The sequence below is a fragment of the Flavobacterium psychroterrae genome, from assembly GCF_018380615.1.
Taxonomy (GTDB): domain Bacteria; phylum Bacteroidota; class Bacteroidia; order Flavobacteriales; family Flavobacteriaceae; genus Flavobacterium; species Flavobacterium psychroterrae.
Map to the genome: position 1 here is coordinate 124,821 of NZ_JAGYVZ010000008.1, position 16,210 is coordinate 141,030.

The following is a 16,210-nucleotide window of genomic DNA, read 5'->3' on the forward strand; positions in this document are numbered from 1 at the left end:
AACTTTGCGACTTCGCGCCTTTGCGAGATTATAAAAAAAAGCCGAAAAAGAAATAATTTTTAATGGATTTAACCGAACATTACCATCAACTTTATAAAAAATCTACCGAAGCAATTTCAAAAGGAAATTACAAATTAGATTCGCAAATTAATAATACAGCAGATTCCCGCTTTGGAATTACATTATTAATTCGCCCAAGCGAAAAAGTAAAATCTAATATTCAGTTGTTTTTAAACGAATTAAAAGCAATTGAACCTGAACAATATTATTATCCGGATTCTGATATTCATATTACCATTATGTCGATTATTTCGTGTTATGAAGGTTTTACTCTGGATGAAATCAATATTCAGGAGTATATCGATATTATTCAACAAAGTCTGGTGGTTTTAGACAAAATCAAAATTGAATTTAAAGGTATTACAGCTTCACCATCAGCAGTAATGGTTCAGGGTTTTCCAACTGACGAATCTTTGAATGATTTCCGCGAAAAACTACGTGAGAATTTCAAGAAATCAACTTTGCAGCAAAGTATTGATAATCGTTATTCTATAGCAACGGCGCATTCTACGGTTTCGAGATTTCAGGAAAAACTTCAAAATCCGGAGAAATTGATTGAAGTTATGGAGGAATTCCGAGATTATAATTTTGGGGAATTTACAGTAGAAAATTTAGAATTGGTTTATAATGATTGGTATCAAAGAGAAGAAAACACAATTCATTTAGCAGAATTTATGATTTGATTTTTTTTAACAGATTTTTTTTGCCACGAATTTCACGAATTAGCCCGAATTTTTTTGACAGTAATTTAAGCGTATTTCAATTCGTGGAAATTAGTGCAATTCGTGGCAAAAAAACTTCATCCTTTAAACTTCCCAAAATGCCATAAGACACCGGACGGATCGTGTAAAAAACATTCGCTTCCCCAATCTAAATGGCGCGTTGGAGTTAATTTCACACCGTATTTCTCAGTTAGATTTAAAGCTAATAACTGATTGTAATAGTAATCAACATCCTCAACTTCAAGAAAAATCATTGTGTTTTCATTCCAGCTTTTCTCATAATAATCCTGAAGATAAAAAGCGAGTTCTCCCGTTTTAAAAACAGAAAAATTATTTTCTAAAATGGTTTCTTCAAAACCTAAATCACGGTAAAAACTTCTTGAAATTTCAAAATCTTTGGAACCAATAAATGGTCGGATGGATTTGGCTTTATGATTCATATTTATTGAATTTAGGATGATCTTAATTTCTGAAATAGATTCTCAAATTTAAGAAAACCATTCAATTTTATGATCAAGACGAATAAGGAAATCTGTAAATGAAGTTCCTATTACAATATTATATTTACTGTTTAAATCAATAAAAGGAGAAAGGATAACTTTTACATTCTCAAATTGATCGATTTCAATTCCTATAAATTCTCCACTTCCGTTTGAACCAATTCCAATTGTTCTTTTTAATTCTTCAACTATTTTATAGCTTTTATTGGCTTCGATAATTTCTTCTAAACTCCATAGTTTTATAAACTCAACACCAATAAACTGATCGATTCCCAAATAGTTTTCAAGATAAAAAACATAATCTTCAGGAAGTTTTAAATTAGAAAAAGATTCTATTTTAGCTATTTGAACAGAAGAATTGATATCTCTTTTTGGAAAATCATACTTTGAAATTATTGCTTGTAAAACTTCCATAAAATATACTTTCAAATCTTAAAACTCATTTATTTACTCGAACTCATTTGTTTTTGCAAATCTATATTTAAACTGTATTGCTCCTGAACGGGAATTATTTTTCGGGAACTTTTATTGATATCACTTCCTTCGGCTGCCCATAAAAACGGATAAAAATTAAAAACCTCATCCCCTTTTAATTTAGAAACTTCTTCTCGCCATCCATTCCATCTGTTTCCTTCGTAAAACTTATCTAAATCGTTATTAAAACAAAATTCTAAAAACTCAGAATATGTAATATCAAGGGCTTCATATTCGAGATTATCAGGAGAAAAATAGTAAATCTTGCCTAAGTCACTTCCTAATCCGCCACCATTTAAAAGATAAAAACCGCCAATTGCATCATCGGCAATTAATAAAAAAGAAGGCGTTTCTCCAAATTCTTGAAATGATTTTCCTTTGTTCCAATCCGGAAGTGTACGATCAAATCTTGAATTTCCCGAACCTAAAATCCTTATCCATCCATCATCAATTAAAAGGCCGCCTGTCATAAAAACAATTGCTCCCATTGGCGAGCGGGTTGTAACCTGTGTTTTATATAAGGCATCTTTTGCTTTTACAGCATCGACCGGTAAAACCTCTACTTTATTTTTTGCTGTTTTAATCCAACCCTGAACAATTGACCAGCCCGGATCCTTTTTATCAATAAGTTCTTCAGCTTTTTTCATTTTGTTTTGTCCTGCTACAAAATTTACCAATATCAATGCAATTACTACAAATCTTCTTGTCATTATTATTTTGTAATTATTATTTTAATCTAGCTTTTTTTCAAAATATTCCCCAAACCACGACCAATCTGCTCAATAGCTTCAAGACCTTTAGTTAATGGCGTTGCAGTAAAATCCTCATACGCATCCATCGCTGTTCCTTTGCGGTCGTCTTGTGCATAAACTAAAATAAGGTTATTATCATCAAATGATTTTTCGAATTTCTGAGGCAATTTATCAAATATTGATTTGTACGAAACAGATCCTTTTCGGGATAAATTAAAAACAATCAAATCGGTTGGTTTAATTTCATCTGATATGGATTCAAAATCTTCCCAATCCATAATACTTTTAAAACCTAATTTTGCATTTAATTTTAAATTCAGCGCAATTTGCTGAATCGCCTGATGCGTTTTATATTCGGCATAAATTATAATCGGAACACTTAATTCCTGTGACAATCGACAAATTTTCTGTAGTAAAAGATGGAATCCAACACCTCTTTCTGAAAATGGCGGACACATGAAAACTAATCTTTTTTCCTCAATAAAGGTTTTCTGAAATCTACAAATGAATAAACTTTTATCTACGTTATTGATAATCGAATCTACGTTTTCTCCAAAAATTTTATCAAGAAATCCTGTTTTTCTCGGCCATCCAATAATCACAATATCCGACATTATTTCTTTTGAAGTTCTCGCAATTCCGCTTGCAGGATTATGATCGATTCTGGCAATTGTGTTGATTTTAACTTCAGATGCTGATCCCTGAATCACGAATTTATCAACTGCTTTTCTATATTTTAAAATATTTTTTTCGGCCTGATCATTATTGGGAACAATCGTTAACAAAGTCACCGGATTAGCTGATTTTTTATCTTTTATCAAAAGTGCAAAATCTAATAAAGTGGCTGTCGCCGAAGTTTTTGCTAACGGAATTAAAATATGTTCATCTAAAATCTGGTCGTTATGTGCATCTTCATGAGAAACTTCTTCTTCGCAAATGGCAATTTTTTTCGCTGCTTTTTCAGTTGCAAAAGATGCAACAATACACGTAATTAGAATTAAAATAATAGTTCCGTTTAAGATGTTTTCGTCAAGGATTTTTGCTTTAAAACCCACTAAAATTACCGCTAAAGTTGCCGCTGCGTGCGCGCTGCTTAACCCAAAAATAAGTTGTCGTTCTGTCTTTGTATATTTAAAAGTAATCTGGGTAAAAAACGCTGCAATCCATTTCCCGAAAATAGCCACAACACTTAATGTTCCCGCCACGATTAATGCCGTTGGTCCGCTTAAGATTACGCTGATATCAACCAACATTCCCACAGAAATCAGGAAAAACGGAATAAATAATGAATTTCCAATAAACTCAATTCTGTTCATTAAAGCGGATGAATGCGGAATTAAAGGATTTAAAGCTAATCCGGCGACGAATGCACCAATAATAGGTTCTACTCCTGCAACTTCGGCTAAAAATGCTGCGAAAAAAACGACTGAAAGTACAAAGATATAATGAGCGTGTTTTTCACTTTCTAACTTCTTAAAAAACCATTTTGCAATCCTGGGAATAACCAAAAACATAATAGCAGAGAAAATCGCCAACGACACGCCTAATTTTATCCAGAAAGCCTGATTTAAATTTCCCTGACTGCTTCCCATAATAATGGCAAGAATAATTAAAACAGCCGTATCGGTTAAAATAGTTCCTCCCACAGTTATGGCAACAGCTTGATTTTTAGCAATTCCCATTTTACTCACAATAGGATAAGCGACTAAAGTGTGTGTTGCAAACATACTTGCGGTTAAAAAACTCGCATTAAAATCATAATTCAGTAAATAATAACAAACCGGAAACCCAATCGATAAAGGGAATATAAAGGTGAAGAACCCAAAGAGTAAACTTTTATTTCGGTTGGCTTTAAACTCGTTCATATCAAGTTCTAAACCGGCAATAAACATAATGTACAAAAGCCCGATTGTAGAGAATAAATCAACGGCTGAGTTTTTGGCAAGAATATTAAGTCCGTGTGGTCCAATGATTACACCCGAAATAATAAGTCCGATAATCCCTGGAATATTTATTTTTTTGAGTAAAATAGGTGACAAGAGAATAATGAAAAGTATCAACGAAAAAATTAATACTGGGTTGCTTAATGGTAATTCGAATTCTTGTAAAAAATGCTTGAAAAATTCTATCATAATGTAATTTTATCTTCTTTGTGGTATTTTAATTTTTCGTAAAAAGAGGTTTCTCAATTAAAATAAAATCGCAGAAGTTATTATTTTCCAACTTTATTTAAAAAGCTTAATAAAATTGGATTCTTTAGTGATTGCTTCACTACAAAAATACCTAAAAAAAACGCGCACTCTTTACGAAAACCGCATATTAAGGAATAAAATTTGTTTCATTGCCAAATTATTAAAATTTAATATTTTTTTTAACAAAACTGCAACATTAACAAATCAAAATAAATGTTCGTTGCATTATTCAATTATCTTTGTCTTAATAAATATTGCACAATGGAAGAATGTATCTCTGTTTTTGATATGCTTAAAATTGGCGTTGGTCCCTCAAGTTCTCATACTTTAGGACCGTGGAGAGCCGCAGAACGTTTTTTAGAAGAGTTAAAAAACGAATCAATTTTAGACCAAATTAAACGGGTAAAAGTCGATTTATACGGATCACTTTCCTTAACCGGAAAAGGTCACGCTACTGATTTATCTGTAATGTTAGGCTTAAGCGGACAAGATCCTGAATATATCCCAATAGATGATATTGCAGGAATTATTAAAAATATCGAAGATACACACGAAATTATTCTGGCAAACGAATATAAAATTCCATTTTACTTTTTACAGGATATTGTGTTCAATAAGGAGTTTCTTCCCTTTCATGCAAATGGATTAAAATTCACAGCTTATAAAGAAGATGATTCTGAATACGATGCTACTTTTTATTCTATTGGAGGTGGTTTTGTGGTCAAAGAAGAACGCACAAATGCCAAAATCAAAGAGGTTATAAAATGTGCTTTCCCCTTCCCGATTCAAAATGCAGTTGAACTGTTAGATTATACGATTTCAGAGAACAAATCGATCTCGGAGATTGTGTATGAAAATGAAAAATCGATGCGTCCGGAAGCCGAAATTCACTCAGAATTAATGCGCATCTGGAACACGATGTTAGAATGCATGTACATTGGCTGTCATACCGGAGGCATTCTCCCGGGCGGATTAAACGTTCGAAGAAGAGCTTTTGATATGCACCAAAACTTAATAGGTTTATCCAATTATTCTAACCCGCAAACCTGGCTGGAAGAAATCAGAAAAACTGAAGTGAAATTTCGTCAGATCCTGAAATGGGTAAGTTGTTTTGCACTTGCCGTAAACGAAGTAAATGCTGCTTTAGGGCGTGTTGTTACTGCGCCTACAAACGGAAGCGCTGGTGTAATTCCGGCAGTTTTAATGTATTATCTGGTAATTGAAAACCACGATGCAGGCGAAAAAGAGATCAAACAATTTTTGATGGTTGCCGGAGAAATTGGAAGTATTTTCAAAAAAGGCTCCACAATATCGGCCGCAATGGGCGGTTGTCAGGCAGAAATTGGTGTTTCATCATCAATGGCTGCTGCAGCACTTTGCGAATTAATGGGTGGATCTCCCGCTCAGGTTTTAATGGCTGCCGAAATCGCAATGGAACATCATCTTGGTTTAACCTGTGACCCTATTGGCGGTTTGGTTCAGATTCCGTGTATCGAAAGAAATACTATGGGCGCAATAAAAGCGATAAACGCTGCAGAACTTGCGCTTGAAACTGATTCTAAAAACGCAAAAGTACCTCTTGACAAAGTCATTAATACAATGTGGCAAACTGCAAAAGATATGAATTCTAAATACAAAGAAACTTCTGAAGGAGGACTTGCAATTGCCGTAAATATGGCTGATTGTTAAAAATATTTTTGCCAGAGATTAAAGGATTATCACAGATTAACATCTAATAAAATGTGATTTGAAAAATCCTTTAAATCTTTTAATCTGTGGCAAAAAAAAAATCTTCTCCCAAAAACTACTCCATGAAAAAATATTACTTTTTATTAGCCTTATTATTTTGCTCGGTTTTATTGCATTGCCAGGAACGTTATTTCCTTAATTCAGATACACGTTTGTACACTTCGGCAAGTGCTTCGGCTGAATTTTCAGGTTATTTTAAATATGGTGCCGAAGTTCAATTATTATCCGAAAGTAAAAACGGCTGGTACAAAGTAAAAGCCGATAATTTATCTGAAGGTTATATTCCTGAAAAATTTGTTGCCACAAGATTAAATTCAGCCGACATTAAAGTTCGTGACAACGAAAACCCAATTATTGAAGGAAGCGATAATTATTACGGCAGTAATCACCTTTTTGTTTTAGTTGCCGGTTTAAAAGCGAGAGCACAACCAGATAAAAATTCAAAAATTAAGGAAATTCTAAATGTTGGTGATCCCGTTGCTGTAAATTATCTTCCTAAAAGTCAGGAAGAATGGGTAAATATAAGTGGTAATTTTAGTGATGAATATGCGAAATTTACTTTAAGAAAATTCATTGGCAAAAGACCTGATTTCAATACTTTATTAAAAGATTTCGATAAACTTGATGTTAATAATATTACAGAACGCAAAACTGTTGGCGAGAGACTTGTAGAATTGGCCTGGAATAGTGAGACTACAACTTTGGCTCCGGCTTACCAGAGATATTATGAGGTTGTAAAACAATTAAACGACCCAAAACTTCTTGCTGATACTGAACTTAATATGGCTGTAGCCAAAGGATTAGCGAAACATAAAAAACCGGAAGAGATTCTGGCTTTCGTTAAAAAATCAGAATTTGTATTGAAAGGTTTAAAAACCAAAGCATGGTATTTAACTCAAAAAGATTTGGTAAAAACTTTTGGAAAACCTGTTAAAAAAGCGACTGTAAGTGATGAATGCGGCGTTTATTTAAGTGAGACTTTTTACTATTATCAAGATTTAGAAGCTTCTGTAAATGAGCAAAAAAATCAGGCAGAAATTACAAAGGTTTTTATTAACAAAAACAACAAACTTGTTCTAAATCCTAATGCAACATTAGACAATTCCTTAACTGAAAAAGCATTTATCGAAAAATACGGATCTTATATTGGTGCCTCAATAAAAGCGCCGCATTCTTATTCTATACAAATAGAAGACAGCGAGTTTAAGATAGAATTCAAGGATGGAAAATTATTTACCATCGAAATATTCTTCTATTGCTGATTTCAATCTATAATTAATCAATACTTTTACATCTTCAAAAAAAAAATAAAATGTCAGTAGCAAAAAAAGATTATAAAAGAATCACAACAAAGTCATTGATCGAAATGAAAAGCAACGGAGAAAAAATCTCTATGCTTACGGCTTACGATTTTACGATGGCAAAAATTGTTGATACCGCAGGAGTCGATGTGATTTTAGTGGGCGATTCAGCGTCAAATGTTATGGCGGGTCACGAAACGACTTTGCCAATTACTTTAGATCAAATGATTTATCACGCTTCATCTGTAGTTCGCGCTGTAGAAAGAGCGTTGGTTGTGGTAGATCTACCTTTTGGAAGTTACCAGTCAGATCCAAAAGAGGCTTTGCGTTCTGCTATCAGAATCATGAAAGAAAGCGGCGGTCACGCTGTAAAACTTGAAGGTGGAAAAGAAATTAAAGAATCTATCAAAAAAATATTAAACGCAGGAATTCCGGTTATGGGACATTTGGGTTTAACACCTCAATCGATCTATAAATTTGGAACATACAGCGTTCGTGCAAAAGAAGACGAAGAAGCAGAAAAACTGATCGCAGATGCAAAACTGTTAGAAAAAATTGGCTGTTTTGGTATTGTTCTTGAAAAAATCCCGGCTCATTTAGCGGAACAAGTTGCTAAAAGTATTTCAATTCCTGTTATTGGTATTGGTGCCGGTGGTGGCGTTGACGGACAAGTTTTGGTAATTCATGATATGCTAGGAATGAACAATGAATTTAGCCCGCGCTTTTTACGTCGTTACCTAAATTTATATGATGAAATGACAAAAGCAATTGGTCAATATGCTGCTGATGTTAAGTCAAGTGATTTTCCTAATGCTGGGGAACAGTACTAGGTTAGATTTTTCGATTTTTCGATTGTTGGAAACAACTAGCTAAATAAATTAAAATTAGAATGCATAGATTTAAAGATTTGGAAATTTGGAAATCAAGTAGAAAATTCTGCTCTGAAATTTATAACCTTACATCAAATTTTCCTGACTCAGAAAAATTTGGTTTAACAAATCAGCTTCGTCGTGCTTCTGTATCTGTCCCTTCAAATATTGCTGAAGGATGCTCACGAAGTAGCAACAAAGATTTTTCAAGATTTCTTGAAATTGCGATCGGTTCTATTTATGAAATTGAAACTCAATTATTAATCTCTTTCGATTTAGGATATATAAACCAAGTCAAATTAGATGAATTATGTTTTAATCTTGATAGAATTGTAAAAATGACCTCAAAATTTAGATCTACTTTGATGTAAGTCTAGTCGAACAATCTAAAAATCCAATAATCTAAAAATCGATTTTGAAAATACTTTCTAACAAAAATAACCTCCAAATTCTCCACGAAGACAATCATATTATCGTCGTAAATAAACGCGTAGGCGATATTGTACAAGGTGATAAAACGGGTGATAAACCTTTATCTGATGTTGTAAAAGAATATATTAAGGACAAATACAATAAACCTGGCGACGTTTTTCTAGGTGTGATTCATCGTTTAGATCGTCCCACAACCGGAATTGTTGTTTTTGCCAGAACTAGTAAAGCTTTAACGAGAATGAACGAAATGTTCAGTAATCGTGAAACACAAAAAACCTATTGGGCAGTTGTGAAGAATAAACCTCAGGAAACAACTGCTAAATTAGTTCATTATCTAAAGCGGAATGAAAAAAATAATACTTCAAAAGCCCATTTAAAAGAAGTTCCGGATAGTAAACTCGCAAGTTTAGATTATAAGGTTTTTAAAGAACTTCAAAATTATGTGGCTTTGGAAATCAATTTGCATACAGGTCGTCATCATCAAATTCGTGCGCAATTAGCAGCTATTGGATCTCCAATTAAAGGCGATTTAAAATACGGTTTTGACCGAAGTAATCCTGACGGAGGAATTCATCTTCATGCCAGAAAACTGGTTTTTATTCATCCGGTTTCTAAAGAAAACGTTACAATTGTTGCGCCAACTCCGGACGAAACTATTTGGAACGCACTTTGATTTTTATGTTTTAATTTATAATTTTTTAATTTTTATCGATTAACTTGCAGAGACATAAATCAAGCTGATCAAAAAATGGATTATAAAAACGACATCGGATACAGAAAAGAAACGCTAAAAAAGTTGTTGTATAACATTCAGAAAAGCGAAGACTTAATTGTAAAAGCTTTATACGATGATTTTAAAAAGCCTGAATTTGAAGCTGTTTTAACCGAAACAAATTATGTGATTTCAGAATTAAAAGACACGATTAAAAACCTCACCAAATGGGCAAAACGAAAACGTGTTTTCCCTTCCATTCTTAATTTCCCTTCTACTGATTATATCTACAAAGAACCTTACGGAGACGTTTTGGTTATTGCACCCTGGAATTATCCTTTTCAGTTAGCCTTATGCCCTTTGATTTCTGCCGTTGCAGCCGGAAACAGAGTTGTTTTGAAACCATCAGAACTGACTCCGCATACGTCAGCCATAATTGCTAAAATAATCGAAAAAGCGTTCCATGTCAGCCATGTTGAAGTTGTTGAAGGCGGTGTAGAAGTTTCGGATAAATTACTGGCACAACGCTGGGATTATATTTTCTTTACGGGAAGTGTTGCTGTTGGAAAAATATTAGCCAGAGCCGCAGCCGAAAATTTGACTCCGATAACTTTAGAATTAGGCGGGAAAAATCCCTGCATTATTGATGAAACTGCTAATTTAAGACTTGCCGCAAAACGTATTGTCTGGGGAAAATTTATAAATGCCGGTCAAACTTGTATTGCTCCGGATTATATTTTGATTCAGAAAAACATGAAGGTCAACTTCATTTCGTTTGTAATCGAAGAAATCATAAAAGCATACGGCAAGAAAATAGACAAATCTCCTGACTTTGCCCGAATAATTAATACCAAAAACTGGTTGCGACTGGCGAATATGATCGAATCCGAAAAAGTAATTTTTGGTGCCGAAACTGATGCAAATAAACTATACATTTCGCCTACACTTCTCGAAGAACCCTCATTAGATAGTGCCGTAATGAAAGAGGAAATTTTTGGACCTATTTTACCCATTTTGATTTATGAGACGGAAGCCGATATACAAAATGTAATTAGCCGTTATGAGAAACCCCTTGCATTTTACGTTTTTAGTGAAAATAAATCATTTGCCAGAAAATTAATTAAAACCTATTCCTTTGGCGGCGGTTGTATCAATGATACGGTTGTTCATTTTTCTAATAAAAGACTGCCTTTTGGCGGTGTTGGACATAGCGGAATTGGTGCTTACCACGGAAAATTAAGCTTTGATATTTTCTCGCACCATAAAGCAGTCGTAAAAAAAGCAAACTGGCTGGATTTACCCATGCGATATGCACCTTACAAAGATAAATTATCCTCTATTAAAAGAATTCTGGACTGGATGTAAATCTCAAAAAACAATTTCTTAATGTTTTCGAGTTTTTAATACGGAATTAATTAAAAATATTATATTTACGCTTGAATAATATCCTAAATCGCGGAAATATAAAATAATTCTACTTACCCAAAAATGAAATCCATATCTGATCAAATCAAAGACATTAAAAATCATGGTTATTCTCTAGATTTTTCAAATGTTTTTAACCTTGCTTTTGAGAATTATAAAAAAATAGCGGTTTACGCCGGATTAATCTTGTTAGTGTTTTCTGTACTCTTTGGTATAACAGCAGGAGTAATTTTGATCTTAATTTTTGGCGTAGATAAAGTCGACGGTGCCAAATTACTTACTATTCAGCCACAACTTTTATCACAGACTCAATTAGTATATTACATTTTTGGAACCGCAATATTCTCGGCAATATTTAGTCCGTTCACTGCCGGATTTCTAAAAATGGCAGATTGCGCTCAAAAAGATGAAGAATTTAAAGTTGCAACAGTTTTTACGTACTATAAAAATCGTTATTTTCTGCAAATATTTCTGGCAACATTTACAGTCTCCTTATTGAATGTTGCGATAGGTACATTTTTAGAATTACAACAACTAAACGCCTTAGGACTTGCTATATCGCTATTTTTATCATTTTTCACATTCCTGATCATTCCGCTTATTATATTTGGAAATCTAAAAGCATTCGACGCTATAAAATCAAGTTTTATCATTATTTCAAAGCAGCCCGCCATATTACTCGCCTTAATAATTACCATAATTGGTGCAATAATTGTTGGCTTCATGGCATTTTGTATCGGAATACTCTTTACAATACCATTTAGTTATTCAATGACTTACGCAATATATTGTTCCATTTTTACTATTGATAAAGAAGATCCGATTGATTCAATTGGAAAATCGGATTTAGAATAAAAAACAGAAGACTCTAAATAATATCAGAGCTTAACCTACTCTTTTTAGAATTTTCAAAAAGGCTTATTTACTAAACCAAAACATACCACAAAATCTATGGTACAAAACTATAGTTTTTTCAATTCGTTGATTTCAGGAATTGCCATTATTGGTAATGCCCTAAAATCAATTATTGCAAACTGGTACGTTTTTACTTCTGACATTATTTTTTATAACAATCCTAAAATCATTCTTTTAGGATTAGCCTTAATTGGTTTCGTAGGGATTCTGGTTTACCAATTCATTAAAATAAAAGCCAGAATTGGTTATTTTATCGAAAAAAAGTTAGAAAACGAAACTGCAAATAGCGAATATCAAATCTATCTTTTATTTTTTGGTATCTCAATTATTGTAATTGAAATCATTAATGAAATTTTTAAAGTCAGACCTCGAAGTATGCTGGTTTTAAACGTAATTATTGGGTCTTCAATACTATTAATTTATCTTATAACGGTGAGAATTAAATTTCTACGTGACAGAGTTCAGCAAATATTTATTGTATTATTTCTCCTGTTTCTTGCACATGTAGGCTATAATATCATTTATCTCAGGCACGATTTAGTTCCAATAATTGCTTTTCTGATTTCCTTTTACTTCTCATACAGCATTTTAAAACCTATAAAAGTATATTGGATATTTGTTTGTGTTGTATTTATATATCTGATAATAACAGTTTTTTTTCATTTGATTCCGGTAAAATCATCTATTTTACTCATCAATTACTGTATAATTGTTTTTATAATTAATCAGGTAAAATATGCGGTTTTATTAAATAACAGAGATAATTTCAGGTTTACAAATGAAATTGTGCATAAGGGGAATTCATTAACAATTGCCACAAATAAAAAAAATGAAGTCTTATTTTGCAGCGAAACCATTACTTCAATTTTAGGCTATTTACCTGATGAAGTAATGGGTTTAAAGTTCTGGAAACTAACAAAAGAAACGGATGTGATTGAGAATATAAAAAATTTCAATCATGAAGAAAATACGCTTTATATTAGAAAATTAAAAAGCAAAAATGGCGAGTTCAAATACATTCAATGGAAAGATAAAAAATTCTCCGAAGACTTAATTATAAGTATTGGTCAGGATGTTACGGAACAAATCAATGTTAGGGATCAATATAAAAACCTGATTCAGACTGCGACCGATATTATTTTTGAAATTGATACTGACGGTTATTTTACTTTTGTAAATGATTTTGGATTTTCAATTTTAGGATATTCTGAAAACGAACTTATTGCACAACATTATTCTAATTTCATTCATGAAAATTATCAGCGAAATGCAGTTGATTTTTACGAAAACCTGGATATTAATGAAAATAATTTTCCCGTAATTGAAATTCCGATATTAAAGAAAAACGGAAAGCCATTATGGATTTCTCAAAAGATAATAATTCGTAAAAATGACTTTGGTCAAATTATTGGTTTTGCAGGAATAGCAAGGGATATTACCGACATTAAAAACATAGAAAACGAGAAAAAGAAACGTCTTAAAAAAATTGAAGCCTATAACAATTCCACAAAAAAATTATCAACTTCAGATTTTAGCAAATACGATAATTTAAATTCTGTAATTGATTACATCATAAAGGAAGCCTCGACAGTATCGAAAACAAATCGAGTAAGTTTCTGGAAATACTCTAATGATTTAATCACTTGTAAAAACCTGTTTAGTCTTGATAATCAAAGTTTAAGTGATAAAAATATTCTTGATAAAGAATCGTATCCTATTTATTTTGAAACTTTAAAAAGCAAGGCAATTATAAATGCTCCGGATGTTTTTAACAAACTGGAAACATCTGAATTTCAAAGACTTTATTTTACCAAAAATCATATCAAATCAATGCTTGATGTTCCCATATTTTTAAGCGGACAACTTGCCGGTGTCGTTTGTTTTGAAAGCACTGATGAAAAAAGAGATTGGGACAATGAAGATATCAACTATGCCCGAACAATTTCTGACGTAATTTCGTTAGCTATTTCGTCTCAAATGCGTCTTGAAGCAGAACGAAGACTGGAATTTAAAAGCCAGTTACTATCTGCACTTGCTTTATGTACGGAGAAATTTTTACTGAGTAAAACAACTCACGAAATGTTTCAGGAAACATATGACCTTATAGGAAAAGCGGCGAAAGTCGATCATATGTATTATTATGAAAAAGATTTTATAAGCGAAACTGTTTGCCAAAAATACAAATGGTCCAGAAAAGGAATCGAGCATCAAATAACTGAATTACGCCACTTTACAGACGATAATTTAAAAGAAATTTACGAAGCTGCACAAAATAAAAAAATCTTAAATACATTAACAAGCAAACTCGGTGATACCTTTTTTAAGAAATTATTGATTGACAACGAAATCAAATCAATCTTGATTTTGCCTTTGTATATCAACGATATTTTTACAGGTTTTATAGGTTTTGATGATTGTACAAATGAACGAAAATGGTCTGAAGAAGAAATATATATCTTTCAGGTTCTTGCGAATAACATTTCATCGGCATTGGAAAGAAATAGAAATGAAACTAAGATTCTTGAAAGCGAAGAAAAATTCAAATTGATTGCCAACAATATTCCGGGAACGGTTTATTTATCAAAATTTGATGCTTTTTCGACCAAAATATTCCTCAATGATGAGATTTTAAACTTAACAGGTTATTCAAAATCAGAATTTATTGAGAACAATCTATCTTTTCTATCGCTGATTCATCCTGAAGATAAAGACGAAGTAATCAATAGTCAGATTGACAATTTACAAACCGGAATGCCTTTGCATAATGTATATCGAATTCAGCGTAAAAGCGGCGAATATATTTGGGTAGAAGAGTTTGGAGATGTGATTAAAAAAGGAGATGAAATTGAATTTGTGGGTGGGATTTACTTTGATATCACCAACAAAAAAGAAACCGAAGATGCGATAAAAGCCAAACAACTTGCCGAAGCAGCAAATAAATCTAAATCCGACTTTTTAGCCAATATGTCGCATGAAATCAGAACTCCGTTAAACGGGATTATTGGTTTTACGCATTTATTGATGAAAACGGAATTGGAAGAAATTCAGGAAAAATACATGACAACGATCAATCAATCAGCACATTCGCTGTTGGAGATTATAAACGATATTCTTGATTTTTCTAAAATTGAAGCCGGAAAACTGGAACTTTTTATTGATTTATATGATATTAAAAAAGTGCTGGGACAGGTATTTGATTTAATTGTTTATGAATCAAATCAAAAAAATCTGAAACTGGAATTAAATGTAGATCCTGATGCTCCTAAATATATCTGGACTGATATTGTAAGGATCAAACAAATTTTAATCAACTTACTTTCAAACGCAGTAAAATTTACCAATGAAGGTTCAATTAAGTTGAATGTGTCTGTTTTAGAAAAAAATAAAGGTAATAATTGTGTGATTCGCTTCTCGGTTGTAGATACCGGAATTGGAATTTTGGAAAAAAATCAAAAGAAAATCTTCAAGGCTTTTTCTCAGGAAGATAGTTCTACAACCAGAAAATTTGGAGGAACAGGTTTAGGATTAACTATTTCGAATCAGTTATTAGGATTGATGGAAAGCCACTTACAGCTGGAAAGCAAAATTGATTCAGGAAGTAATTTTTATTTTGATCTAAATTTAAAAACCAGTAATCAAAGCATCAACGAAAAATACAATGCCGAACTTAAAAAAATTAGTCTTGAATTAAGTGCCAATAATATTATTTCGAATCATAAAGTTATTACTTTTTTAATTGTAGAAGATAACAAGGTAAACATGTTACTGCTAAAAACGATTATTAAAAACTTGTACAGTACCGCTTATATCTATGAATGCGAAAATGGATATGACGCTGTAAATCAATTTGAAAGTATTAATCCTGATCTTGTTTTTATGGACATTCAAATGCCAATCATGAATGGTTATGAAACAACAAAGGCGATAAGGAACACAAGTACAGGCAAAGATATTCCGATAATTGCTGTAACTGCCGGCGCTGAAAAAGACGAAAGAAACAAATGCATATCGGCGGGAATGGATGATTATATCTCAAAACCTATAATAAAAGGTACGGTGGAAGAAGCATTGGTAAAATGGTTAAAATAGTAAAAACTAAAGTATAAC

Annotated in this window: 13 protein-coding genes; 9 read left to right on the forward strand and 4 right to left on the reverse strand. The window is 32.4% G+C overall.

Going from position 1 to position 16,210, the window contains the following annotated elements:
- Window positions 1-62: 62 nt before the first annotated feature.
- Window positions 63-743, forward strand: a complete 681-nt coding sequence (locus KHA90_RS10445; RefSeq protein WP_213298924.1) for a 2'-5' RNA ligase family protein — start codon at window positions 63-65, stop codon at window positions 741-743.
- Window positions 744-859: 116 nt separating this feature from the next.
- Here the strand turns inward: KHA90_RS10445 and KHA90_RS10450 are convergent, their stop codons facing one another.
- The 4 genes from KHA90_RS10450 to KHA90_RS10465 are packed head-to-tail and all read right to left on the reverse strand — an operon-like array spanning window position 860 to window position 4,640.
- Window positions 860-1,222 carry a VOC family protein gene (locus tag KHA90_RS10450; RefSeq protein ID WP_213298927.1) on the reverse strand — a complete coding sequence of 121 codons (363 nt, stop codon included), beginning with the start codon at window positions 1,220-1,222 and terminating at the stop codon, window positions 860-862.
- Window positions 1,223-1,270: 48 nt separating this feature from the next.
- The gene (locus KHA90_RS10455; RefSeq protein ID WP_213298930.1) at window positions 1,271-1,696 is read right to left on the reverse strand and encodes an SMI1/KNR4 family protein; all 426 of its coding nucleotides are present in this window, start codon (window positions 1,694-1,696) and stop codon (window positions 1,271-1,273) included.
- 29 nt (window positions 1,697-1,725) lie between these two features.
- Entirely contained in the window at window positions 1,726-2,466 is a 741-nt protein-coding gene (locus tag KHA90_RS10460) for a DUF2625 domain-containing protein (RefSeq protein WP_213298933.1), read from the reverse strand.
- 26 nt (window positions 2,467-2,492) lie between these two features.
- Window positions 2,493-4,640 (reverse strand): cation:proton antiporter, encoded by a 2,148-nt coding sequence (locus KHA90_RS10465; RefSeq protein WP_213298936.1) that lies wholly within the window; start codon window positions 4,638-4,640, stop codon window positions 2,493-2,495.
- Between the two features lie 321 nt (window positions 4,641-4,961).
- Between KHA90_RS10465 and KHA90_RS10470 the strand changes: the two genes are divergently transcribed.
- The 8 genes from KHA90_RS10470 (at window position 4,962) to KHA90_RS10505 (ending at window position 16,192) form a co-directional block, all read left to right on the forward strand.
- Window positions 4,962-6,389 carry an L-serine ammonia-lyase gene (locus KHA90_RS10470; protein ID WP_213298939.1) on the forward strand — a complete coding sequence of 476 codons (1,428 nt, stop codon included), beginning with the start codon at window positions 4,962-4,964 and terminating at the stop codon, window positions 6,387-6,389.
- A 122-nt stretch (window positions 6,390-6,511) separates the two neighbouring features.
- A complete protein-coding gene (locus KHA90_RS10475; RefSeq protein WP_213298942.1) occupies window positions 6,512-7,711 on the forward strand; it encodes an SH3 domain-containing protein in 1,200 nt (399 codons plus the stop codon).
- Between the two features lie 50 nt (window positions 7,712-7,761).
- Complete coding sequence (gene panB / locus KHA90_RS10480; RefSeq protein ID WP_213298945.1) at window positions 7,762-8,580, forward strand: 3-methyl-2-oxobutanoate hydroxymethyltransferase; 819 nt, start codon at window positions 7,762-7,764, stop codon at window positions 8,578-8,580.
- Between the two features lie 59 nt (window positions 8,581-8,639).
- Window positions 8,640-8,990 (forward strand): four helix bundle protein, encoded by a 351-nt coding sequence (locus KHA90_RS10485; protein ID WP_213298948.1) that lies wholly within the window; start codon window positions 8,640-8,642, stop codon window positions 8,988-8,990.
- Between the two features lie 44 nt (window positions 8,991-9,034).
- Entirely contained in the window at window positions 9,035-9,724 is a 690-nt protein-coding gene (locus tag KHA90_RS10490; RefSeq protein WP_213298951.1) for an RluA family pseudouridine synthase, read from the forward strand.
- Between the two features lie 75 nt (window positions 9,725-9,799).
- Window positions 9,800-11,128, forward strand: coding sequence for an aldehyde dehydrogenase (locus KHA90_RS10495; RefSeq protein ID WP_213298954.1), 1,329 nt, complete (start codon window positions 9,800-9,802; stop codon window positions 11,126-11,128).
- Between the two features lie 123 nt (window positions 11,129-11,251).
- Window positions 11,252-12,043 carry a hypothetical protein gene (locus KHA90_RS10500; RefSeq protein ID WP_213298957.1) on the forward strand — a complete coding sequence of 264 codons (792 nt, stop codon included), beginning with the start codon at window positions 11,252-11,254 and terminating at the stop codon, window positions 12,041-12,043.
- Between the two features lie 96 nt (window positions 12,044-12,139).
- On the forward strand, window positions 12,140-16,192 hold the full coding sequence (locus KHA90_RS10505) for a PAS domain S-box protein (protein WP_213298960.1): 4,053 nt from the start codon (window positions 12,140-12,142) through the stop codon (window positions 16,190-16,192).
- Window positions 16,193-16,210 lie beyond the last annotated feature (18 nt).